Here is a 22,130-nt window from a genome sequence, read left to right as displayed (position 1 = left end):
CTTGACTATCGACGTGCACACCCACGTCGTGCCCCAGGGCTGGCCCGACCTCGCCGTGGAGTGCGGCGGCGCGGGCTGGCCCTGGCTCAAGATCGAATCCGAGCGCGAAGCGATCATCATGGTCCGCGACACCGAGTTCCGCCGGGTCGACTCGTCGTGCTGGGACGCGGACGTACGGCGGGCGGACATGGATCTCGACGGGGTGGACCGGCAGGTCGTGTCGCCGACGCCGGTCTTCTTCGGCTACGACCGCACCCCGGCCCAGGCGGCGGCGTTGTCCCGCATCTTCAACGACCTGACCCTTTCCGTGACGGGCGGCCACCCGCGGTTCATCCCGTTCTGCCAGGTGCCCCTGCAGGATCCGGCGGCGGCCTGCGCCGAGCTCGACCGGTCGATGGCCAACGGGCACGTCGGGGTCGAGATCGGCAACCACGTCGGCGACCAGGACCTCGACTCCGCCGGCATCGTCGAGTTCCTGCAGCACTGCGCGGCCGTGGGCGCTCCGGTCTTCGTCCACCCGTGGGACATGCCGGACGGGCCGCGCCTCGACCGCTGGATGGCGCGCTGGCTCACCGGGATGCCGGCCGAGACCCACCTGTCGGCGCTGGCCCTGATCCTGGGCGGCGTGCTCGACCGGGTGCCGCCGTCGCTGCGGCTCTGCTTCGCCCACGGCGGCGGCAGCTTCCCGTACTGGCTGGGCCGGGCCGACAACGCCTGGCACCGGCGCGGCGACCTCGTGCGGGGGCGCTCCACCCGGCCGCCCAGCGAGTACACCGACCGCCTCTACGTCGACTCGGTCGTCTTCAGCGAGCCTGCGCTGCGGCTGCTGGTCGAGACCATGGGCGAGGACCGCGTCGTGGTGGGCAGCGACTACCCGTACCCGCTGGGCGAGCGCCCGGCCGGGAACGTCGTCCGCACCGCCTCGTTCCTCACCCCGGACCAGCAGCGGAAGCTCCTCGTCGACAACGCGTCCCGTTACCTGTTCGGCTGATTCGCCGCGAATCTGCTCCCGGCTCGCAACGCGGGGCTGCCGCAGCCCGGCCGGAATCCGGTCGATCGTGGGGATCGCCTTCGTCGTCGCCGGTGGCTGAGTATTTCGACGGACGACGGCTCCCGGGCGCCGACGATGAACGTGTTCGTCTGTTCAGTTCCGCGAAGGGACCAGCCGCGCGCCGGCGGGTGCGCGAGCCTGCCGGGCGGGACGACGCCGGGGAGCTTAGGCTTCGATCATGACTTCCAGGCCCGTCCGGATCGGGCTGCAGCTTCAGCCGCAGCACGCCGACTACCAGACCATCCGCCGCACCGCCGCCGAAGCCGAGGAGCTGGGCGCCGACATCCTGTTCAACTGGGACCACTTCTATCCGCTCTACGGCGAGCCCGAGGGCCTGCATTTCGAGTGCTGGACGATGCTGGCCGCCTGGGCCGAGCAGACCAGCCGGGTCGAGATCGGCGCCCTGGTCACCTGCAACAGCTACCGCAACCCGGAGCTGCTGGCCGACATGGCCCGCACCGTCGACCACATCAGCGACGGCCGGCTGATCCTCGGCATCGGCTCGGGCTGGTTCGAGAAGGACTACCAGGAGTACGGCTACGAGTTCGGCACGGCCGGCGGTCGCCTCGACGACCTGGCCGAGGCGCTGCCCCGCATCGAGTCCCGGTTCGCCAAGCTCAACCCGGCGCCCACCCGCAAGGTCCCGGTGCTGATCGGCGGCGGTGGCGAGAAGAAGACGCTGCGCCTGGTGGCCAAGCACGCCGACATCTGGCACAGCTTCGGCGACGCCGAGACGATCGGGCGCAAGTCGGGCATCCTGCGGCAGCACTGCGCCGACGTGGGCCGCGACCCGGCTGAGATCGAGATCTCCACCGCGGTGAGCGGCAAGCCGGCCGACTCCGCCCCGGCGCTGCGGGAGCTGGGCGTCTCCCTGTTCACTGTCAGCGCGAGCGGCCCCGACTACGACCTCAGCGATCTGCGCGCGTGGATCGACTGGCGCGACGAGACCAACGGCTGACCCCGGCTCTTACTTCCGGCTGATATCGACGGTCGTCGGAACCTGTCCGGTGGCCGACGCGCGACCCGCCCATGATCAACGAGGCTGCGCGGCATGGTTACTCGTCGGGGGATGTTGCGTGGGGGACTGCTCACCGCGGTCGGTGCGGCTACCGCACTTGCCGGGTCCGGTCAGGTGAAGCACTGGTTCGGCTGGGATCGGCCGCCGCTGGGCGGGGGTTACGCCGCGGCGGCCGACGATCTCGGCGCGGTGGCGCACGGCGGCGTGCAGATCCACTACTTCCGGGCCACCACCGAGAAGCTGGTCGCGCTCACGTTCGATGACGGCCCGCTGCCCGAATACACGCCGCAGTTCCTCGACGTGCTCGACGAGGCCCGGGCGCCGGCTACGTTCTTCATGGTCGGACGGCACCTGGAGGAGCACGCCGGCCTGGTCCGCCACCGGCTGGGCCGGCACGAGGTGGGCAACCACTCGTGGTCGCACGACGACCTGGCCACGCTCGACCTGGCCGGCGCCCGCCGCGAGCTGGAGCGCACCCACGAGGCCATCAAGCGGCACACCGGCCGCGAGGCGACGCTGCTGCGGCCGCCGTACGGGCACCTCGGCGGCTCGACCGTGCTGGCCGCCGATTCGATGGGCTACGACATCGCGCTGTGGTCGCACCAGATGCGCGAGCGCAGGTACGCCGGCGATCCCACGGCCCAGGCCCAGGACCTGATCGACACGATGCGCCCGGGCTCGATCGTGCTGGCCCACGACGCCGGCGACAAGCGCCGCCTGGTCGCGCTGAACGCCCTGCCCGCGATGATCGCCGCCCTGCAGGAGCGCGGCTACCGCTTCGTCACCGTCTCCGAACTCCTGCGCAGCCCGTCCGAGGGCAGGCCCGCGGAAGCCAGGAGCGCCAGCTTCTCGGCGTCGCTGGAGCCCTCGTCCGGGTGAAGGACGACGAGCATCAGGCTCTCGGCGCCGGCGATGCTCAACCGTTCGCGGTTGAGAGTCAGCTCGCCGACCTGCGGGTGGAGCAGCCGGATCGGCGTTCCGCGCTGCCCGCGCACCTCGTGCCGCGCCCACAACTGCCGGAACCGGGCGCTGGCCAGGGAAAGTTCGCCGGTCAGTTCGATGAAGCGCGGATCGTCGGTGTCGGTGCCCACGGCCTGGCGCAGGTTGGCGACGAAGCACTCCGTGACGGTCTGCCACTCCGGGTACAACGCCTGCTCGGCCGGGTCGAGGAACAGGTCGCGCAGCTGGTTGCCGCCCACGGCGAGGCGGGGCGACAGCGCCTGGGCCAGCCGGTTCGAGGCCAGGACGTCGAAGTACCGGTCCTCGATGAAGGCCGGTTGCACGAGGGATCCCAGCAACTTGAGCGCGCCCGGCGGCGGGGTCTCGCGGCGGCGGGGCCGGCGCCGGCGCTGCCGGGAGGCGTCACCGACCAGCGTGAGCAGGTGGGCCAGGTGGTCGTCGTCGAGGCGCAGCACGCGGGCGATCGACTCGAGCACCTGCCCGGACGGATTGCGGTCGCGCCCGCGCTCGAGCCGCAGGTAGTAGTCGGCGCTGATGCCGGCGAGCATGGCGACCTCCTCGCGCCGCAGCCCCGGCACCCGGCGCACCCCCACCTCGGGAATGCCGGCCTGCTCGGGCGTCACCAGCTCGCGCCGGGCCCGCAGGAACGCCCCCAGGGCGTTGGTCGTCTCCCTCACCCCATCAGCCTAGGCCGGGCCCGCGCGGACAGAGGGGGCCCTGCGACACCCCAGGCTGAACGGGACTCTGGCTCCCGGCTGCGGCCGGGGAGAACCTCGGAGGCATGACCATCACACTGATCACCGGGGCCAACAAGGGCATCGGTTACGAGACCGCCAAGCAGCTCGTCGAGCGGGGCCACACCGTCTATGTCGGGGCGCGCGACACCGTACGAGGTGAGAAGGCCGCGGCCGACCTGGGCGCCCGCTTCGTCCGGCTCGACGTGACCGACGACGCCTCGGTGCGCGAGGCGCTGGCGACGGTCGGGGCCGCCGAGGGCCGGCTCGACGTCCTGGTGCACAACGCGGGCATCCTCGCCGCCGGCGACATCGACGGGCCCGGAGCCCTGCGGGCGTTCGACACCAACGCGGTCGGCATCGTGCGGGTCACCGAGGCCGCGCTGCCCTTGCTGCGCGAATCCTCGAACCCCACGGTGGTCACCGTGTCGAGCAGCATGGGGTCGTTCTGGGCGGTGACCAACCCCGAGCGGCCGGAGTCTGGCCTGCCGCTGGCGCTGTACGCGGCCTCCAAGGCGGCCGCCACGATGCTCACCGTCCAGTACGCCAAGGCCCACCCGGGCATCAAGTTCAACGCGGTCGAGCCCGGCGCCACCGCCACCGACATGACCGCCGCCTTCGGCATCGGCCGGCCGGCGGAGCAGAGCGCCCGTGTCGTCGTCCGCCTGGCCACCCTGGGCCCGGACGCCCCGACCGGCACCCTGCAGGACGAGAACGGCCTGCTGCGCTGGTGAGAGCCGGGGGCGCGTAACGTCCCGGGGATGACGGACGGAAGCCAGCGGTCGGTGGAGATCGAGCGGACCAGTGCCGGTGAGTACGACGTGCGGAACGTCCGGGGCGGCGTCATCCCGCTGGGGTCGGGCGACGACGAGCGGTTCACACCGGTCGAGTTGCTGCTGGCCGCCCTGGGCGGCTGCTCGGGGATCGACGTCGACCTGGTGACCAGCCGGAAGGGCGAGCCGACGCGGTTCCTCATCCGCGTACGGGGTGACAAGGTGAAGACCGAGGGCGGCGAGAACCGGCTGGAGAACCTCGAGGTCGAGTTCGACGTCGCGTTCCCGGGCGGGGAGCAGGGCGACCGCGCGCGGGCGATCGTGCCCCGGCTGATCCGGCAGTCGCACGACAAGCTGTGCACCGTCACCCGCACCGTCGAGGCCGGCACGCCGGTGTCGACCTTCGAGGCCGGCGCCGTCACCTCGCCGCAGTAGGCTCCCGACCGGGGGTGACGGGAATCTTGGACGGGCGACGCACCTGGGAACCGCCGCGGCCGGTCGTGCGCGGCCGCGCCGACCACACGGCGATCGTGGGCTGCGAGCTGTACGTCGACGGGGCGGCCGTCGAGAGCCCCGGCCCGGCCGCGGATCTGGCGTCGCTCTACGAGAAGGCGTGCGCGCAGGAGGGCGCCTTCATCTGGCTGGGCCTGCACGAGCCCACCGAGGCGGCGCTCACCCATGTCGCCGACGTGTTCGGCCTGCACCCGCTCGCGGTCGAGGACATCCTGCACCGCGAACAGCGGGTGAAGATCGAGCAGTACGAAGATGTCTTCTTCCTCGTCGTCCGGGCCGCCCAGTACGTCGAGCACGAGCGGGTCACCGCCACCAGCGAGATCGTCAGCACCGGCTTCGTCCGGCTCTTCGCCGGCCCACGCTTCGTGATCACCGTCCGGCAGGGCACGGTCATGGAGCTCAGCTCGCTGCGCGCCGACCTCAGCAGCGACGCGCGGGCGCTGGCCCGGGGCCCGTGGTCGGTGGTGCACGCGATCCTGGACCGCCTGGTCGACGCGTACGTCGACATCGCGGCCGCGCTGCAGGCCGACATCGAGCTGACCGAGGCGGCCGTCTTCGCCCCCGGCACCCCGGTCACCGTCGAACAGGTCTACCAGCTCAAACGCCAGCTGATGAAGTTCAAGGCGGCCGTGCTGCCGTTGCAGCGCCCGCTGGCCGCCCTGACCGGCAAGCAGTTCGCCGACCTGCCCAAGGAGATCCGGCGCTACTTCAGCGACGTCGCGGACCACCACGCCGCCGCGGTGGAACAGGTCGTCGGGTTCGACGACGTGCTCAACACCCTGCTGCAGGCCCGCCTGGCCCAGCTGACGGTCGAGCAGAACAACGACCTCCGCAAGATCGCCTCCTGGGCCGCCATCGCCGCGCTGCCGACCGCCATCGCCGGCGTCTACGGCATGAACTTCACCCACATGCCCGAGCTGACCTCCCGCTACGGCTACCCCACGGTCCTCCTGCTCGTGCTGGTCAGCGCGACCGTCCTCTACCGCCTGCTGCGCCGCGCGGGCTGGCTCTAGGTGTTCTTGCGGCGGAGGGCCTGGATCAGGAACCAGACGCCACCGAGGCCGGCCGGGAGGGCGATCAGGTAGGCGGCCCACCACACGCCGTCCTGCTGCCAGCCGATGAAGGCCCGCACCGCGATGCTGATCCCGACGAGCAGGCTGACGATCTGGGCCGGGCGGGTGCGCCAGAACGGGTTCCGGCGCACGGGCTCGGCCTCCTGGACCCGGCGGGCGTACTCCTCGACCGGGCCGAGCTCCTCCTCGGCCGTGCGGCCCGACTCGGTCACCCGTGCCCGGGCCGTGCGGGTGAGTTCGGCGGCGCGGTCCGGGCGCAGGTCGTAGCGCCCGACCAGCAGACCGGCGAGGCGCTCGAACCACGCCTCGGTCGTCGGCGGGGCCTCGATCCGGGACGGCGGACCGGCCGGCTTGGGCTCGCGCAGCTGCAACGCCACGGCGAGGGCCGCGACCGCCACGACGGCCACCACCGGAATGCCGAACAGGTGCTCGCGCGGGAGCGTCGTGAACGCGATCGCGGCGGCCAGGATGAGCACGGGCGTGGCGGCCCAGACGTACTTGACCAGGTGGGGGCGGCCGGAGGCGCGCACCGCTTGCGGCACCCCACCGGTCCAGAACAGCGTTGCCGCCAGCAGCACAATGCCGGTGAGGCCGGCGGCTGTCGCCGGGAACGTCCACGTGCGACCGATCGCGGCGAACAGCACCACCGCCGGGATGACCAGCACCGACAGCACGAACAGCTGGCCGCCGAGGTAGTCGCGCGGGGTCATGCCCTCGCGGTCGACCATCTCCAGCAGCCCCGGCGGTTGTTCCGCGGCCGTCCGCGCGGCGAACTCGCGGGGTTCGCCGAACGTCTCGAAGGGGCTCTCCCCGGTACGCCGGCAGTGGTCCCGGACGTCCTCGATGATGGGGTTGGCCGCGTGGTAGCCGATCCCCTGGTCGCTGAGCGCGATCCGGGCCGGCAGTTCCCAGGTCTCGAACGTCGTCGTCATGGGAAAAGTGTGGCTGCGGGCGGGTTCCGGGAGCGTCTGCCGACCGGCGGAACCGGCCTCGCACTAAAGTTGTGCCAGCAGTCCGGTGCGCTGGGCGAGCATGGCCGCCTGCACCCGGTTCTCGCAGCTCAGCTTGGCGAACACGTGGTAGACGTGCGTCTTGACGGTGCCCTCGGAGACGAACAGCCGCTGGCCGATCTCGGCGTTGGACAGGCCCTGGGCCAGCAGGATCAGCACCTCACGCTCCCGTTCGCTGAGCGTGTCCACCTTGACCTGGTCCTCGGTCGGCCGGGTGGGCGGGGGCGGCAGCCGGTCGAGCACCTGGCGGGTGATCTTCGGTGACAGGTACGCGTTGCCGGCCGCGGCGGCGCGGATCGCGTACTCGAGCTCGTCCGCCGCCGACTCCTTGAGCAGGAAGCCGGCCGCGCCGTGAGCCAGCGCCTGGGCGACGTACTCGTCCTGGCCGAAGGTGGTCAGCACGACGATCCGCACCTCGGGCACCAGGCGGCGGATCTCGCGCAGCGCGGCCAGCCCGTCGAGGACCGGCATCTGGATGTCGAGCAGCGCCACGTCCGGCCGGTGGCGCAGGGCCAGGTCGACCGCGGCCCGGCCGTCGGCGACCTGCGCGATCAGCTCGATGCCGGCGGCCGGCCGCAGGATCGCGTCGATCGCGGTACGGATCAGCGAGTCGTCGTCGGCCAGCAGCACCCGCAGGGGTTCGGTCATGGCGTCGGCTCCCGGATGATCTGTTTGTCGACCAGCATGCCGTCCCGGAAGCAGAACCGGTAACTCAACTCGCCGGTCTCGTCGCGTACCTGATCGAAAATCGATGCCTGATAGTCCACGCAGCCGCCGTCGGCGGTGGTGCCGGCCTCCGGATCCGGTAGGGCCTCGCGTACCGAAGGCTCGGGCGCGCCGATCCGGGCCGCGTCGTACGTCTCGCGGTCGACGGTGGCGAAGGCCGAGACCAGCCAGAGCCCGGCGCCGCACAGCGCCAGGAAGGCGGCGATGGACAGCACGGTGGCGACGAGGACGAACCGGTTCCGGCGGCGGTGCCGTTCGATCACGTCCGCGAAGTCCGGCCCGGTCGGCGGCGGGTGGCTCTCGACGGGAGCCGGGGCGGCGCCCTCGCCCAGACGGGGCAGGGTGGCGGCCACCCGGAAGCCGCCGTCCGGCGTCGGCCCGTGATAGAGCATGCCGCCCGCGACCCGGACCCGTTCGGCCAGCCCCAGCAGCCCCTGTCCGCTGGTCGCCCGCACGACGCGGTGCCCGGCCGTGTTGGTCACGGCGGCGATCAGCGCGTCGGGCTCGTATCGCAGCAGCAGCGTGATCGCGCCGCCCTGGGCGTGCCGCAACGCGTTCGTCAGGCCCTCCTGGATCACCCGGTAGGCCGCGTGCTCGGTCAGCGACGCCTCCGGCCGGGCCTCGCCCTCGCGGACCAGCTCGACCCGGGCGCCCGAGGACCGGGCCTGCTCGGCCAGCTCGTCCAGGCCGGTCAGCGGCCGTACCAACGACTGGGGGTCGTCCTGCCCGAGCAGGCCGAGGATCTGGCGCAGCTCGGTCATCGCGGCCGACGACGTCTGGCGGACCAGGTCGGCCGTCCCGTCGCGCTGGTCCTCGTCGGCGGTGCGCATCATCGAGGAGTACAGCGAGATCAGGGTGAGTTTGTGCCCGAGCGAGTCATGCATGTCGCGGGCGATGCGCGCCCGTTCCCGGGCCTGCGCCTGCCGGGCGATCTCGTTCTGCTGGCTGTGCAGTTGCACGTTGCGCCCGTGCATCGCCGCCAGCAGCACCCGCCGCCGCCGGACCAGCCGGGCCACCCCGGCCGGCAGCACCGCCAGGACCGCGAACAGCAGCGTGCCGAACAGGGCCCACTCCACGGTCAGCGGCTGTTCCCAAGCGACGGAAAGCACGTAGCAGACCCAGGCTGCGGCCAGCCCGGCCACGACCTGCCACCACCGTTCGAGGCGGTAGGCGAGGGCGGCGCTCAGCACCACCAGCAGCATGCTGCTGGGCCCGCCGGTGCCCAGTCCGACCAGGGCCGCGGCCAGGTAGGCGACCAGCGGGTGGATCAGCCGCAGCAGCATCAGCGCCGGAGTGGTCACCCCGACCAGCCACGGCGCCGCCGGATACCAGCCGACCGCAGCCGACGGGATCACCGCCGCCACCGTCACCAGCGCCACCAGGACGACCTCGTAGGCCAGCCGCCATCGCTCGGTGAGGCCGGCCTGCTCGCGCCACCGGGCCAGTCGTGTCCGCATGCCCCCAGCCTGCCGAGGTTCGGCGCCGGGCGCGTCGGCGGTTCGGGAGATGTCGATCGCCCTGTCCTCCCACGAAAGTCTGACAATCGCTCGACAATCTACTGACGGCACGCCGACGACCGCTCGGCATCGTGGCCGCCATGCGACGAATGATCCTGCTGCTCGCCGTCGTGACCGCGGCCGGGTGTACGGCGGAAAGAGCGCCCCGGCAAGTGCCGTCGGCCGGTGCCGTGGCGACAGTGGCGGTCGAGCGTACCGATCTGAGCACCGCCCGGACCATGCCGGGCACGCTCGGATACGGCGTGCCGCGAACCATCCGGGCCGCCGGGGGCACGGTGACGTGGCTGCCGCGGACCGGCGTCATCGTCAAACGTGGCGGGACGCTGTACCGCAACGACGACAAGCCGGTGACCGGGCGGTGAGCATGAGGATCGGCAGGTCGTGGTCGACCCGCAGCACCCGGCACACATCCCGGCCGTCGATCTCGGGCATCTGCACGTCAACCGCCCGACTGTAGGCGGCCGGGTGAACACGTACGGAAAATCTGACAGTCCCTCGACAACTCGGGCGCGGCCGGAGCGTGTCGTCCACCACGACAAGAGGACCGTCCCCATGTTGTCGGCAGCGCCAAAGACAAGGGGGCCGCGTCCTCGGCAGTCTTTCGTGACATGCAGCACGTGGAGGCACGATGAAGACTTGGCGAGGCGCGGCCGCGCTGGGGGCTGCAGTGCTCCTGGCAGCTTGCGGCAATGACGGCGGCGGTGGCGCGAGCGGGCGCCAGGCGGTCGACGGCAAGACGTTCACGATGGCTGTCGCGGGCGACCCCGGCAACCTCGATCCCCATTTCACCTCTCTGTCGGTCACCGGCCAGGTCGACCGGTTCCTCTACGACTCCCTGCTCGGGTTCGCGCCGGACGGCAAGACGCTGCCCGGGCTGGCCGAGAAGTGGCAATCGACCAGTACGACCGCCGAGTTCACCCTGCGCAAGGGCATCACGTGCGCGGACGGCACCCCGCTGACGGCGGCCACGGTGGCGAAGAACATCTCGTTCGTGGGCGACGTCAAGAACGCCTCGACCCGGATCGGCCTGTACGTGCCGGCCGGCGCCAAGGCCACGGCCGACGAGGCGGCCGGCGTGGTCAAGGTGACCTCGCCCAGCCCGGACGCGTTCCTCGAGCGCAACCTGGGCGGCCTGCCGATCGTCTGCGACAAGGGGATGGCCGACCGGACGAAGCTCAAGCAGGCCTCGGACGGCACCGGCATGTACACGGTGACCGAGGCCGTGCCCGACGACCACTACACGCTGACCCGGCGCAAGGAGTACGCGTGGGGGCCGGGCGACTTCAAGGCCGACACCGTGGGCCGGCCCGACAAGGTGGTGATCCGGGTCATCACCAACGAGACCACCACGGCCAACCTGGTGCTCTCGGGCGAGGTCAACGCGGCCCGCTTCACCGGCCCGGACAGCCAGCGCCTGCAGGGCGGCCAGTTCCTCAAGCGGGACGTGCTGGCCCCGACCGGCGAGATCTGGTTCAACCAGAAGGCCGGACTGCCCACCGCCGACCTGGCCGTGCGCAAGGCGCTGATCCAGTCGGTCGACCTGACCCAGATGCAGCAGGTCTTCACCAGCGGCCGCGGCACCGCCGCGACCGGCCTGGTCGCCCCGGCCATGACCCCCTGCAAGGGCGACACGGTCACCGGGAACCTGCCCGCCTTCGACGCCGCCGCCGGTAAGGCGGCGCTGGCCACGGCCGGCGCGGCGGGCAAGAAGCTCGTCGTGGCCTGGGGTGCCACCGGCAACCCGGGCGCTCAGGCCGCGGCCGAGCTGTTGCAACAGCAGTGGCAGGCCGCCGGGGTGCAGGTCGAGCTGAAGTCGGTGACGACCACGCAGGTCGGCCAGATCGCCGCCGGCCAGCTCTCGTGGGACGTGGCGATGTTCCCGATCGGGGTGACGCTGCCCAGCCAGCTGGTGCCGTTCCTGTCCGGGCCGACCCCGCCCGACGGCGCCAACTTCGCCGCCTTCGACAACAAGGACTACGTCGCGGCGGTGACCGAGGCCCAGAAGCTCACCGGTGAGAGCGGGTGCCCGCAGTGGGCCGCGGCCGAGAAGGCGGTGGTGCAGAACCTGGACCTGGTGCCGTTCGCCAACTCCAACGCCCCGTCCATCGTGAACGGGGCCGAGCTGAACCTGTCCGAGGGCGACATCGACCCGTCGTCGATCCGGATGCTGGGCTGACATGTCGGTGGCGGCGGAGATTCCGAGGCTGACGGGGCTGACCGGCAACCCGTGGGTGCGGTTCGGGTTCCGCCGGGCCGGGCGGCTGGTGCTCAGCGTCTGGGTGCTGGTGACCGCCGCCTTCCTGATGATCCACGTGCTGCCCGGCGATCCCGTCCGGGCGGCGCTGGGCCCCACCGCCCCGCTGGCGCTGGTCGCCGAGCGGCGGGAGCAACTGGGGCTCGACGACCCGCTGTGGCAGCAGTATCTGAGCTACCTCGGCCACCTCGTGACCGGCGACCTGGGCGTCTCGATGACCTCCGGTCTGCCGGTCAGCGAGGTGATCTCGGCGCGGCTCGGGTCCACGGTCGAGATGGCCCTGCTGGCCTTCGCGGTGGCGGTGGTCGTCTCGGTGCCGCTGGGCCTGCTCATGGCCGTGCTGGCCCGCGACAGCCGCCGCCGCGGCGGGGACTGGGCCCTCACCTCGGCCGGCGTCGTGGTCGCGACCATCCCCGAGTTCCTCATGGCGGTCGGCCTGGTGTTCGTGTTCGGCGTCCAGCTCGGATGGCTGCCGGTCGCCGGGCGTTCCGGGCCCTCGTCGTACGTGCTGCCGGTGCTTTCGCTCGCCGTCGGGCCCGCCTTCATGCTGGCCCGGATCGTGCGGGTGGAGCTGCTGACCGTCCTGCAGACCGACTACATCCGTACGGCCCGGGCCAAACGCCTGCGAGCCGGCGCCGTCTATCTGCGGCATGCGCTGCCCAACGCCCTGACCGCCACCCTGACCATCGGTGGCCTGCTGCTCGGCGGGCTGGTCGCGGGCACCGTGCTGATCGAGAACATCTTCGCCTGGCCGGGCCTGGGCAGCACGATCGTCGGCTCGATCCTGGCCAAGGACTATCCGACCGTGCAGGGCGTGGTGCTCGTCTACGGCATCGGCGTCCTGCTGATCAATCTGGTGGTGGACGTGGCGCTGGCCGTGCTCGATCCCCGCTCGGCGATCCGGGAGGGCTGATGACGCTGGTGGTGGACGCGGTGGCCGTGCTCGATCCGCGCTCGGCGATCCGGGAGGGCGTATGACGGCGGCGACGAACAGTGGTCCGGGCGAGTTGATGGCCGCCGCGACGAAGGCGGTATCGGCGGGTGGGGCCGCCAAGCGGTGGACGGCCGCGCTGCGCAGCCCGCTCGGGATCACGGCCGCCGTGCTGCTGGCCGGGGTGCTGCTGCTCGCGGTGGTGGCCCCGCTGATCTGGCAGGGCCGCGCCGAAGCCGTCCAGTCGGCCGAGATCCTGCAGGGTCCCTCGTCGGCCCATCCGGTCGGCACCGACCTGCTGGGCCGCGACATCCTGGCCCGGGTGCTGGTCGCCACCCGCTTGTCGGTGGGGCTGGCCCTGCTGGCCACCGCGATCGGGGTGACCGCCGGGCTGCTGCTCGGCACCGCCCCCGTGCTGCTGGGGCGCCGGGCCGGCCGGTGGATCGGCGCCTTCATCAACATCGCCGTCGCTTTCCCGTCGTTGCTTCTTGCCCTCTTCTTCGCCGTCATTTTCGGCGTCGGCGCCAAGGGCGCCGTGCTGGCAATCGGTTTCGCGACCGCGCCCGCCTTCGCCCGGCTCACCCAGACGATGGCCGCGACCATCTCGGGGCGGGATTTCATCGCTGCCGCCCGGGTCGCCGGGATCGGTCGCCTGCGGATCCTGGTGCGGCACGTGCTGCCCAACATCGCCGAGCCCCTGGTGGTCTCGGCGACGATGGCGGCCGGCGCCGCCCTGCTCTCGTTCGCGAGCCTGTCGTTCCTGGGACTGGGCGTGCAGGCCCCGAGCTACGACTGGGGGCGCCTGCTCGGCGAGGGGCTGGCCCAGATCTATGTGCACCCGGCCGGCGCCCTGGCCGCCGGGGTCGCCGTGGTGCTGGCCGCGATGGCGTTCAATCTGGCCGGTGAGGCCGTCGCCCGCGCGATCGGCCTGCGCTCGGCTCAGACCAACCAGCGGACTCAAACAGCCCCCACTCACGAGGAGCAGCGGGCCGAACCGGAGCCTGACGGGCCCGAGAAGCCGCTCCTGGCCGTAGAGAACCTGCATGTGAGCTTCGGCGCCGTGACCCCGGTACGGGGCGTGAGCCTGACCGTGCGAAAGGGCGAGGCCATCGGCATCGTCGGCGAGAGCGGCTCGGGCAAGAGCCTGACCGCGCTCGCCATCGCCCAGCTGATCGAGCGCCCGGGCCACGTGCGCGCTGACCGCCTCGAGTTCCTCGGAACGGACTTGCGCGAACGCTCAACCGCACGTGGGCTGGCAGCCCTGCGCGAACGCTCAGCCGCGCATGAGTTGGGAGACCTGCGCGAACGTTCAGAGGCGAGTGAGCGTTCGGGCGCCGCTGGACATTCGAACGCGGGCGAACGCTCAAAGCCCCTTGAGCGTTCCGACATGCGTGAGCGTTCTGACATGCGTGAGCGTTCTGACATGCGTGAGCGTTCTGACGCACCCGAGCGCTCAGATGTTCGTAAACGCTCAACTCCCAGTAAGCGCTTCGACATGCGTGAGCGTTCAGGCAAGGGTGAGCGCTCAAACGCGCGCGACGGCAGTGAGCTGAGCAAGAACGAACTGCGGCGGTTGCTCGGCACGTCGCTCTCGATGGTCTTTCAAGACCCGATGACTTCGCTCAACCCCACCCAGCGGGTCGGGCGGCAACTGGCCGAGGTGGTCCGCGAGCACCAGGGCGCGGATCGGCGCACGGCCTGGCGGCGGGCCGTCGACCGGTTGGCCGCTGTGCGCATTCCGGGCGCCGAGCGGCGCGCCCGGCAGCTGCCGCACGAGTTCTCCGGCGGTATGCGCCAGCGGGCCATGATCGGGATGGGCGTGATGGCCAACCCGGCGCTGATCATCGCCGATGAGCCGACCACCGCCCTCGACGTGACCGTGCAGCGTCAGGTGTTGCAGCTGATCGCGAACATCCGCGCCGCCGAGCGGGTCGGGCTGCTGTTCATCAGCCACGACGTGACCGTGGTGGGCCAGGTCTGCGACCGGGTGCTGGTGATGTACGCCGGCCGCATCGTCGAGGACCTGCCCACGGACGCGTTGCTGCACGACGCGCGGCACCCGTACACCCGGGCGCTCGTCGCCGCAGTGCCGGACATGACGACCGACCGGACCAAGCCGCTGGCGGTCATCCCGGGCCGGCCGCCGGACCCGCACGACGTGCCCGCGGGCTGCCCGTACGCCCCGCGCTGCCCGTTGGCTACCGACCAGTGCCGTCGGCAGGACCCGGCTCTGACCTCGTATGCCGCCGGCCGCCGAGTCGCCTGCTGGCACGCCGACCTGGCCCCGGCCGCTGTCCCGGACAACCGGGCCGCGACCACTGGCGGCCAGGCCGCAGTGCCGGACAACCGCGCGACTACTGGCGGGCAGGGCGCGGTGTCGGAGAAGCGGGCCGCGACCGCGGACGGCCATTTTGTGGCCGCGGACGATGACAAGACGGACGACCAGATCGCCGCACCCCTGGGAGGGGACAGAGCATGACCATCGACACCGCACAGTGGACCCGGCGGCTGGCCGAGCTGGCCGAGCGGCACGACGTGCCCGGCGCGACCCTCGGCATCCTGCACGAGGGCGAGATCGGCGAGGCGGCGTACGGGGTGCTGAACCTGCGCACCGGCGTCGAGACCACGATCGACTCGCTGTTCCAGATCGGCTCGATCACCAAGGTGTGGACCGCCACGCTGGTGATGCAGCTGGTCGACGAGGGCAAGATCCAGCTCGACGCGCCGCTGATCGAGGTGCTGCCCGAGTTGCGGCTCAGCGACCCCGGCGTCACGGCCAAGGTGACCATGCGGCACCTGCTGACCCACACCAGCGGCATCGACGGCGACGTCTTCACCGACACCGGCCGCGGCGACGATTGTCTCGAGAAGTACACGGCCGTGCTGGCCGACGCCGCGCAGAACCACCCGCTCGAGGCCACCTGGTCGTACTGCAACTCGGGTTTCTCGCTGGCCGGCCGGGTCGTCGAGAAGCTGACCGGCGGCACCTGGGACGCTGCCGTACGGGATCGGATCGTCACCCCGCTCGGGCTGACCCGGACGGTGACCCTGCCGGAGGAGGCGCTGTTGCACCGCGCCGCCGCCGGGCACGTGACGCACGACGGTAAACAGAGCGTGGCGCCGGTCTGGGGCATCCCCCGCTCGGCGGGGCCGGCCGGGTCGATCATCTCGACCGTGGCCGACCTGCTGACGTTCGCGAAGATGCACCTGGACGGCGGCGGGGAGGTGCTGAGCCCGGCGAGCGCCGCCGCGATGGCCGAGTTCCAGGTCGAGCTGCCCGACAAGCACCTGCTGGGCGACTCGTGGGGTCTGGGCTGGGAGCGGGCGGGCTGGGACGGGCACCGGCTGATCGGCCACGACGGCAACACCATCGGGCAGGCCGCTTTCCTGCGCCTTCTTCCGGAGCAGGGCTTCGCGGTCGCGTTGCTGACCAACGGGGGCAACGGCGCCAAGCTGTACGAGGAGCTGTACCGCGAGATCTTCGCCGCGCTGGCCCAGGTGCCCGTCCCGCACCCGCTCGGCCCGCCCGCCATCCCGGTCGACGTCGATCCCGCTCCCTACCTCGGCGTCTACGAGCGGGCCAGCATCCGTCAGGAGATCAGCGTCGGCGAGAACGGCCCGGTCATGCGGGTCAGCGTCACCGGCGCGATGGCCGAGCTGCTGCAGGAGGAGCCGGTCGACTATCCGATGGTCGCGGTCGCGCCCGACCTGTTCGTCTGCCAGGACCCGGAGACCGGCAACTGGATCCCGGCCACCTTCTACCAGCTGCCCACCGGCGAGAAGTACGTGCACTTCGGCGCTCGGGCCACGCCGCGATGCGCGAGCTGACGTTCGAGGACGTGACCGTCCGCTTCGGCTCGCGCCGGCGCGGCACGGTCGCGGTCGACGGGGTGAACCTGGTCGTGCCGGCCGGGCAGATCGTGGGCCTGGTCGGCGAGTCCGGATCGGGCAAGTCGACGCTGGCCCGTGCCGCGGTCGGCCTGGTCCCGCTGGCCGCGGGCCGGATCCGGCTCGACGGGCAGCCCATCGCCGGCCTCCGCACGCGGCCGCTGCAGATGATCTTTCAGGATCCGTACTCCGCGCTCGACCCGCGGATGAGCATCGGGGCCTCGATCGCCGAAGCCATCCCGCGCCGGCCGCCGCTGGGCGCGGCCGCCCGGCGGGCCGAGGTGGGCCGGCTGCTGGAACTGGTCGGCCTGGCTGCCGAGCGGGCCGGCGCCCGCCCGGACGAGCTCTCGGGCGGGCAGCGGCAGCGGGTCGCGCTGGCCCGGGCCCTGGCCGGCCGGCCCGAGGTGATCGTGGCCGACGAGATCACCTCGGCCCTGGACGTCTCGATCCAGGGCGCGGTGCTCAACGCCGTGCGGGACCTGCAACGCCAGATGCGGCTGACCATGCTGTTCATCTCGCATAACCTGGCCGTCGTGCGCTACGTGAGCGACATCGTCGCGGTGATGCGCCACGGCCGGATCGTCGAGTACGGCCCGGTCGAACAGGTGCTGCTCGACCCCCGGCACGAGTACACCCGCGAACTGCTCGATGCCGTACCGCGCCCCGGCGTACCGCTCGGAAGTTAGATCATGCCACTAGGCTCCGTTGGCATGAGCCAGCAGCCGCGCGGCAGCCTCGGGCGGGTCCTCGACGACCTCGGGGCCACGTTGCTGGACCTGGTGCACGGCGAGGTGGTCTCGAGCGAGCGGATCGCCGGCATCGCCATCCACGACCCGTTCGACGAGCCGCACCTGCCCCGGCCCGCGCTCGTGCTCGGCGTGGGCCTGCGCGAGCCGGCCGAGATCGCCGGTCTGCTGCGCGCTCTCGGCCCGCACGGCGCGGCCGGCCTGATCGTACGGGCCCCCGTGCCGGCCGGCGACGAGCTGCGGGCCGCGGCGCACGAGTCCGGGGTGGCGCTGCTGGCGCTGACCCGGGGCGCCTCGTGGGCCCAGCTGGCCGCGCTGCTGCGCTCGATGCTGAGCCAGGGCGACGTCGGCGACGCCGGCCCCGAGATGCTCGGCGGGCTGCCCTCGGGCGACCTGTTCGCGCTGGCCAACGCCGTCGCCGCGTTGGTCGACGCGCCGGTCACGATCGAGGACCCGGATTCGCGCGTCCTCGCCTTCTCGGGCCGCCAGGAGGAGGCCGACGAGTCGCGGGTCGAGACGATCCTGGGCCGCCAGGTGCCGGAACGGTTCGCCCGCGTTCTGTCGCGCGCGGGTGTGCTGCGCGACCTGCACCACAGCGCCGACCCGGTGTTCATCACGCCGCCGCCGACCGCGCCCGGCGAGTTCTCGGTGCCTCGCGTCGCGGTGGCGGTGCGGGCCGGCGACGAGTTCCTCGGCTCGATCTGGGCCGCCGTGCACGAGCCGCTGACCCCCGACCGGTCCCGCGCCTTCAGCGACGCCGCCAAGCTGGTCGCGCTGCACATGTTGCGGCTGCGCGCGGGGGCTGACGTCGAACGCCGATTGCGTACGGAACTGGTCGGCACCGCGCTGGAGGGCGGCGCCGGCGCCCGCGAGTCGCTGGCCCGCCTCGGCCTGGCCGACCAGGCGCTGGTGGTGCTGGCGCTGGCCCCGGCCGAACCGGAGGGCGCGGCCGACCGGTCCGGGCTGGCTGCCGACCGGCAACGGCTGGCCGACGCGCTGGCCATGCAGCTGAGCGCGGTGCACGCCGGAAGCGCGGTGGCCCTGCTGGGCGACGTCGCCTACGGGCTGCTGCCGGTGGCCACGGCGGAACGGGCCGTGCGGGTGGCCGGCGAGTTTCTCGACCGGGTCGGCGAGCGGGTGCCGGCTCTGGTCGGAGTGGGCCCACCGGCCTCGTCGGTGGCCGGGCTGGCCGCCGCGCGGGCCAGCGCCGACCGGGCGCTGCGGGTGCTGCGGTCGGGCTGCGGCCTGCGCGTCGCGCGCCTCGAGGACGTCTACACCAAGGCGATGGTGCTGGAACTGCGCGACCTGGTGGCGGCACGGGGCGACGCGCCGACCGGGCCGCTGGCCCGGCTGCTCGCCTACGACGCCGAGCACAACGCCAACCTGGTCGAGACGTTCGCCGCCTGGCTCGACGCGTTCGGCGACGCGGTGGCGGCGGCGGCCGCCCTGCACGTGCACCCCAACACCTTCCGCTATCGGCTGCGCCGGTTGGCCGAGGTGGGCGAGGTCGACCTGGCCGACCCCGAGGCCCGGTTCGGCGCGATGCTGCAACTCCGCGTCTTCCGTGGTCTGGCGTAGCCGACGAGTCGAGGGCCCTCAACTCGTTGTGGCGCACCATGACACGGGCCCCGACGGCGGGCAGGCTTCGCGCTGAGACCCGTGAAACGAGGGGGAAACAGTGGCACGTCGTGCGCAGATCGAGGACCTGGTGTCGGTGGCGACGCCCGAGCAGCCCGCCCTGGGCCCGGACGGCCGCCGGATCGCGTACGTGCTGCGTGCGGCCGACCGGGCGGCGGACCGGGTGACACGGGGCATCTGGTGCGCCGGGGACGGCGGCACGCGCCGGTTGACCCGTGGGCCGGCCGACACGTCCCCGGCCTGGTCGCCCGACGGCGGGCAGCTGGCGTTCCTGCGCGGCGACGGCCCGGCCCAGCTGTGGTTGCTGCCGGCCGACGGCGGCGAGGCCGAACCGGTCACCGAGCTGCCGCTGGGCGCGGGCGCCCCGGTGTGGAGTCCCGACGGCACGAGGATCGCCTTCTCGGCGCCGGTCGCGGTGACCGGCGCCGACAAGGGCGCTCCCATCGTCACCGAGCGCCTCGACTATCAGGCCGACGGCAGCGGGTGGCTGCGGGACGTCCGCAAGCACCTGTTCGTGCTCGACCTCGAGACCCGCAAGGCCCGGCAGGTGACCGAGGGGGACTGGCACGCGGGCGACCCGGCCTGGTCGCCGGACTCGGGCCGGCTCGCCTTCGCGGCGGCCACCGCCCCCGACGCCGATCTGGTGCTGCGGGCGCCGGTGCACGTCCTGGACGTCACCGATCCCAAGGCGCGGCCGCACGTCGTCGGGCTGGCCGGCGGCGTGGCCGGGCCGGCCGTGTGGACGCCGCGGGGCGACGCGCTCGTGGTCGTCGGGTACGAGGGCGAGCCGGTCGGGCACGCGGGGCTGCTCTACGTGCCGCTGGACGGGGGTCCGGTGCGCGACCTCGCGAAGAGCCTCGACCGCAACGTGATGCCGGGCGGGCCGGCCTATCCGGGGGCGGTGCCGCGGTTCGCGGCCGACGGGCGGACGGTGCTTTTCTGCGTACGGGACCGGGGTTGTTCGCATCTCTACGCGGTCTCGATGGGCGGCGGCACACCCCGGCCGGTGCTGGCCGGAGCGGGACGCGTGGTCGCCGGACTGTCGGTGGTGGGTGACACCGCCGCTGTCGTTCTCGCTACCCCCGGTTCGTACGGAGAAATCGTCACCGTCGACGTGGCGAGCGGCGCCGAGACCGTGCGCACGTCGCACGGCGAGGTTTTCCAGGACGTCGAGCTGTTTCCCCGGGTCGAGCGGGAGTTCACCATCTCGGACGGCACGGTGGTGCACGGCTGGCTGATCCGCGACCCTGCGGTGAGCGGCCCGGCGCCGTTGCTGCTCGACATCCACGGCGGCCCGCACAACGCCTGGAACGGCGCCGCCGACGACGTCCACCTCTACCACCAGGAACTGGCGGCCGACGGCTGGAACGTGCTGCTGCTCAACCCGCGGGCCAGCGACGGCTACGGCGAGCAGTTCTTCACCGGCGCCCTCGGCGCGTGGGGTGAGGCCGACGCCCGCGACTTCCTCGAGCCGCTCGACCAGCTGGTCGCCGACGGCACCGCCGACCCCGCGAGGCTGGCTGTGGCCGGTTACAGCTACGGCGGTTACATGACCTGCTACCTCACCGCCACCGACGGCCGGTTCGCCGCCGCGGTCACCGGCGGTGTGGTCAGCGACCTGACGAGCATGGCCGGCGCCTCGGACGACGGGCATCTGCTGGCCGAGATCGAGCTCGGCGGCCGCCCGTGGGAGGCGCCGGAACGCTACGCGGCGATGTCCCCGCTGACCCGGGTGGCCGACGTGAGCACCCCGACCCTCATCATCCAGGGCGACGCCGACCTGCGCTGCCCGGTCGGCCAGGCCCAGCAGTGGCACACCGCGCTGCGCGAACGCGGCGTTCCGGCCGAGCTCGTGCTCTATCCGGGCGGGTCGCACCTGCTGATCGTCGAGGGGCCGCCCTCGCAGCGCCTCGACTTCAACACCCGGATCGCCGAGTGGGTGCGCCGGCACACCGGCAGCGGGCGCAAGCCGCTGGACGCCGGGCACTGGCAGCGGCGGCTCGACGTGCTGGCCGCCCGGCACGGGGTGCCCGGCGCGGTCCTGGGGATTCTGCGCGACGAGGAGCTGGTCGAAGCCGCCTACGGCGTGGTCAACGTCGACACCGGCGTCGAGACCAGCACCGACTCGGTGTTCCAGATCGGCTCGATCAGCAAGGTGTGGACCGCCACGCTGGTGCAGCAGCTCGTCGACGAGGGCAAGCTCGAACTGGACGCTCCGATCGCCGACGTGCTGCCCGAACTGACGCTGGCCGATCCCGGCGTCGCGGCCAAGGTGACCATGCGGCATCTGCTCACCCACACCAGCGGCATCGACGGCGACGTCTTCACCGACACCGGCCGCGGCGACGACTGCCTCGAGAAGTACGTCGACGGCCTGCGCGACGTGGCCCAGAACCATCCGCTCGGCGCCACCTGGTCGTACTGCAACTCGGGCTTCTCGCTGGCCGGCCGGGTCGTCGAGAAGCTCACCGGCGGCACCTGGGACGCGGCCGTCCGCGACCGGATCAGCCGGCCGCTGGGCCTGCGCCGCACCGGCACCCTGCCGGAGGAGGCGTTGCTGCACCGGGCCGCCACCGGCCACCTGCCCGGCCCCCAGGTCGCTCCGGTGTGGACACTGCCGCGCGCGCTCGGCCCGGCCGGGCTGATCAACTCGACCGCGGCCGACCTGCTGACGTTCGCGAAGATGCATCTGGACGGGGGCGGGGACGTGCTGAGCCCGGCCGGCGCCGCCGCCATGGCCGAGCACCAGGTCGAGCTGCCCGAGAAGTACACGCTGGGCGACTCGTGGGGCCTGGGCTGGATCCGCTTCGACTGGGACGGCCACCGGCTCATCGGCCACGACGGCAACACCATCGGCCAGTCGGCGTTCCTGCGGTTGCTGCCCTCCCAGGGGCTGGCCGTCACCCTGCTGACCAACGGCGAGGGGGCGCGCGACCTCTATCAGGACCTGTTCACCGAGATCTTCGACGAGGTGGCCGGGCTGACGATGCCGCAGCCGCTCAGCCCGCCGTCGCCGCCGGTCGAGGTGGACGTCACCGGGCACCTGGGCACGTACGAGCGGGCCAGCGCCCGGCTCGAGGTGCTCGAGGGCGCCGTTCTGCGGATGACCCAGACCGGGCCGCTGGCCGAGCTCAGCCCCGAGCCCGTGCACGAGCTGCCGATGGTCGGGGTGAAGGACGACCTCTTCCTCGTCCGCATGCCGCAGACCGACTCGTGGTTCCCGGTGTACTTCTACCGGCTGCCCACCGGCGAGCGCTATCTGCACCTGGGTGTGCGGGCGACCCCGAAGGTGGCCTGA

General features: G+C 72.5%; 18 protein-coding genes. 14 read left to right on the top strand and 4 right to left on the bottom strand.

Annotation, left to right across the window (positions count from 1 at the left end; all coding sequences use genetic code 11):
- Nucleotide 1 precedes the first annotated feature (1 nt).
- The 3 genes from LXN57_RS34450 (at nucleotide 2) to LXN57_RS34440 (ending at nucleotide 2,948) form a co-directional block, all read left to right on the top strand.
- The gene (locus tag LXN57_RS34450) at nucleotides 2–991 is read left to right on the top strand and encodes an amidohydrolase family protein (protein WP_251802411.1); all 990 of its coding nucleotides are present in this window, start codon (nucleotides 2–4) and stop codon (nucleotides 989–991) included.
- Between the two features lie 238 nt (nucleotides 992–1,229).
- Nucleotides 1,230–2,009 carry an LLM class F420-dependent oxidoreductase gene (locus LXN57_RS34445; protein ID WP_251802410.1) on the top strand — a complete coding sequence of 260 codons (780 nt, stop codon included), beginning with the start codon at nucleotides 1,230–1,232 and terminating at the stop codon, nucleotides 2,007–2,009.
- Nucleotides 2,010–2,102: 93 nt separating this feature from the next.
- On the top strand, nucleotides 2,103–2,948 hold the full coding sequence (locus LXN57_RS34440; protein ID WP_251802409.1) for a polysaccharide deacetylase family protein: 846 nt from the start codon (nucleotides 2,103–2,105) through the stop codon (nucleotides 2,946–2,948).
- On the opposite strand, the gene LXN57_RS34435 is transcribed toward LXN57_RS34440, so the two are convergent.
- Nucleotides 2,840–3,706 (bottom strand): helix-turn-helix domain-containing protein, encoded by an 867-nt coding sequence (locus LXN57_RS34435; protein ID WP_251802408.1) that lies wholly within the window; start codon nucleotides 3,704–3,706, stop codon nucleotides 2,840–2,842. The genes LXN57_RS34440 and LXN57_RS34435 overlap by 109 nt on opposite strands.
- Nucleotides 3,707–3,810: 104 nt before the next feature.
- Between LXN57_RS34435 and LXN57_RS34430 the strand changes: the two genes are divergently transcribed.
- The 3 genes from LXN57_RS34430 to LXN57_RS34420 are packed head-to-tail and all read left to right on the top strand — an operon-like array spanning nucleotide 3,811 to nucleotide 6,062.
- A complete protein-coding gene (locus LXN57_RS34430) occupies nucleotides 3,811–4,497 on the top strand; it encodes an SDR family NAD(P)-dependent oxidoreductase (protein WP_251802407.1) in 687 nt (228 codons plus the stop codon).
- A gap of 27 nt (nucleotides 4,498–4,524) precedes the next feature.
- The gene (locus tag LXN57_RS34425) at nucleotides 4,525–4,971 is read left to right on the top strand and encodes an OsmC family protein (RefSeq protein ID WP_251802406.1); all 447 of its coding nucleotides are present in this window, start codon (nucleotides 4,525–4,527) and stop codon (nucleotides 4,969–4,971) included.
- A 14-nt stretch (nucleotides 4,972–4,985) separates the two neighbouring features.
- The gene (locus LXN57_RS34420; protein WP_251802405.1) at nucleotides 4,986–6,062 is read left to right on the top strand and encodes a magnesium and cobalt transport protein CorA; all 1,077 of its coding nucleotides are present in this window, start codon (nucleotides 4,986–4,988) and stop codon (nucleotides 6,060–6,062) included.
- Here LXN57_RS34420 and LXN57_RS34415 read toward each other — a convergent pair.
- The 3 genes from LXN57_RS34415 to LXN57_RS34405 all read right to left on the bottom strand — a co-directional run bounded on the left by LXN57_RS34415 (nucleotide 6,059) and on the right by LXN57_RS34405 (nucleotide 9,315).
- The gene (locus LXN57_RS34415) at nucleotides 6,059–7,054 is read right to left on the bottom strand and encodes a hypothetical protein (protein WP_251802404.1); all 996 of its coding nucleotides are present in this window, start codon (nucleotides 7,052–7,054) and stop codon (nucleotides 6,059–6,061) included. The genes LXN57_RS34420 and LXN57_RS34415 overlap by 4 nt on opposite strands.
- A gap of 63 nt (nucleotides 7,055–7,117) precedes the next feature.
- Nucleotides 7,118–7,780, bottom strand: coding sequence for a response regulator (locus LXN57_RS34410; RefSeq protein WP_251802403.1), 663 nt, complete (start codon nucleotides 7,778–7,780; stop codon nucleotides 7,118–7,120).
- A complete protein-coding gene (locus LXN57_RS34405) occupies nucleotides 7,777–9,315 on the bottom strand; it encodes a sensor histidine kinase (RefSeq protein ID WP_251802402.1) in 1,539 nt (512 codons plus the stop codon). The genes LXN57_RS34410 and LXN57_RS34405 overlap by 4 nt, the downstream gene beginning before the upstream one ends.
- 140 nt (nucleotides 9,316–9,455) lie before the next feature.
- On the opposite strand from LXN57_RS34405, the gene LXN57_RS34400 reads away from it, so the two are divergent.
- From LXN57_RS34400 to LXN57_RS34360, 8 genes are all read left to right on the top strand, one after another.
- A complete protein-coding gene (locus LXN57_RS34400) occupies nucleotides 9,456–9,737 on the top strand; it encodes a hypothetical protein (RefSeq protein WP_251802401.1) in 282 nt (93 codons plus the stop codon).
- Between the two features lie 266 nt (nucleotides 9,738–10,003).
- Complete coding sequence (locus LXN57_RS34390) at nucleotides 10,004–11,551, top strand: ABC transporter substrate-binding protein (RefSeq protein WP_251802400.1); 1,548 nt, start codon at nucleotides 10,004–10,006, stop codon at nucleotides 11,549–11,551.
- Nucleotide 11,552: 1 nt separating this feature from the next.
- Nucleotides 11,553–12,542, top strand: coding sequence for an ABC transporter permease (locus tag LXN57_RS34385; RefSeq protein ID WP_251802399.1), 990 nt, complete (start codon nucleotides 11,553–11,555; stop codon nucleotides 12,540–12,542).
- A gap of 61 nt (nucleotides 12,543–12,603) precedes the next feature.
- Entirely contained in the window at nucleotides 12,604–15,039 is a 2,436-nt protein-coding gene (locus LXN57_RS34380) for an oligopeptide/dipeptide ABC transporter ATP-binding protein (RefSeq protein WP_251802398.1), read from the top strand.
- Nucleotides 15,036–16,388: a serine hydrolase domain-containing protein gene (locus LXN57_RS34375; protein ID WP_251802397.1), complete on the top strand. Its 1,353-nt coding sequence runs from the start codon at nucleotides 15,036–15,038 to the stop codon at nucleotides 16,386–16,388. The genes LXN57_RS34380 and LXN57_RS34375 overlap by 4 nt, the downstream gene beginning before the upstream one ends.
- The gene (locus LXN57_RS34370; RefSeq protein ID WP_251802396.1) at nucleotides 16,376–17,134 is read left to right on the top strand and encodes an ABC transporter ATP-binding protein; all 759 of its coding nucleotides are present in this window, start codon (nucleotides 16,376–16,378) and stop codon (nucleotides 17,132–17,134) included. The genes LXN57_RS34375 and LXN57_RS34370 overlap by 13 nt, the downstream gene beginning before the upstream one ends.
- Before the next feature lie 24 nt (nucleotides 17,135–17,158).
- Nucleotides 17,159–18,772, top strand: coding sequence for a PucR family transcriptional regulator (locus tag LXN57_RS34365; protein ID WP_251802395.1), 1,614 nt, complete (start codon nucleotides 17,159–17,161; stop codon nucleotides 18,770–18,772).
- A 100-nt stretch (nucleotides 18,773–18,872) separates the two neighbouring features.
- Nucleotides 18,873–22,130, top strand: a complete 3,258-nt coding sequence (locus tag LXN57_RS34360; protein ID WP_251802394.1) for a serine hydrolase — start codon at nucleotides 18,873–18,875, stop codon at nucleotides 22,128–22,130.

This window comes from Paractinoplanes hotanensis (assembly GCF_023717965.1).
GTDB lineage: Bacteria > Actinomycetota > Actinomycetes > Mycobacteriales > Micromonosporaceae > Actinoplanes > Actinoplanes polyasparticus.
Note: the sequence above shows the minus strand (reverse complement) of the source record. Positions and strands in the feature narration are given on the sequence as shown.

Excerpts from the sequence above, each read along its gene's own strand:
- LXN57_RS34445 (WP_251802410.1), top strand. The coding sequence starts at position 1,230 with ATGACTTCCAGGCCCGTCCGGATCGGGCTGCAGCTTCAGCCGCAGCAC.
- LXN57_RS34440 (WP_251802409.1), top strand. The coding sequence starts at position 2,103 with ATGGTTACTCGTCGGGGGATGTTGCGTGGGGGACTGCTCACCGCGGTC.
- LXN57_RS34430 (WP_251802407.1), top strand. The coding sequence starts at position 3,811 with ATGACCATCACACTGATCACCGGGGCCAACAAGGGCATCGGTTACGAG.
- LXN57_RS34425 (WP_251802406.1), top strand. The coding sequence starts at position 4,525 with ATGACGGACGGAAGCCAGCGGTCGGTGGAGATCGAGCGGACCAGTGCC.
- LXN57_RS34415 (WP_251802404.1), bottom strand. The coding sequence starts at position 7,054 with ATGACGACGACGTTCGAGACCTGGGAACTGCCGGCCCGGATCGCGCTC.
- LXN57_RS34410 (WP_251802403.1), bottom strand. The coding sequence starts at position 7,780 with ATGACCGAACCCCTGCGGGTGCTGCTGGCCGACGACGACTCGCTGATC.
- LXN57_RS34405 (WP_251802402.1), bottom strand. The coding sequence starts at position 9,315 with ATGCGGACACGACTGGCCCGGTGGCGCGAGCAGGCCGGCCTCACCGAG.
- LXN57_RS34400 (WP_251802401.1), top strand. The coding sequence starts at position 9,456 with ATGCGACGAATGATCCTGCTGCTCGCCGTCGTGACCGCGGCCGGGTGT.
- LXN57_RS34390 (WP_251802400.1), top strand. The coding sequence starts at position 10,004 with ATGAAGACTTGGCGAGGCGCGGCCGCGCTGGGGGCTGCAGTGCTCCTG.
- LXN57_RS34385 (WP_251802399.1), top strand. The coding sequence starts at position 11,553 with ATGTCGGTGGCGGCGGAGATTCCGAGGCTGACGGGGCTGACCGGCAAC.
- LXN57_RS34380 (WP_251802398.1), top strand. The coding sequence starts at position 12,604 with ATGACGGCGGCGACGAACAGTGGTCCGGGCGAGTTGATGGCCGCCGCG.
- LXN57_RS34375 (WP_251802397.1), top strand. The coding sequence starts at position 15,036 with ATGACCATCGACACCGCACAGTGGACCCGGCGGCTGGCCGAGCTGGCC.
- LXN57_RS34370 (WP_251802396.1), top strand. The coding sequence starts at position 16,376 with ATGCGCGAGCTGACGTTCGAGGACGTGACCGTCCGCTTCGGCTCGCGC.
- LXN57_RS34365 (WP_251802395.1), top strand. The coding sequence starts at position 17,159 with ATGAGCCAGCAGCCGCGCGGCAGCCTCGGGCGGGTCCTCGACGACCTC.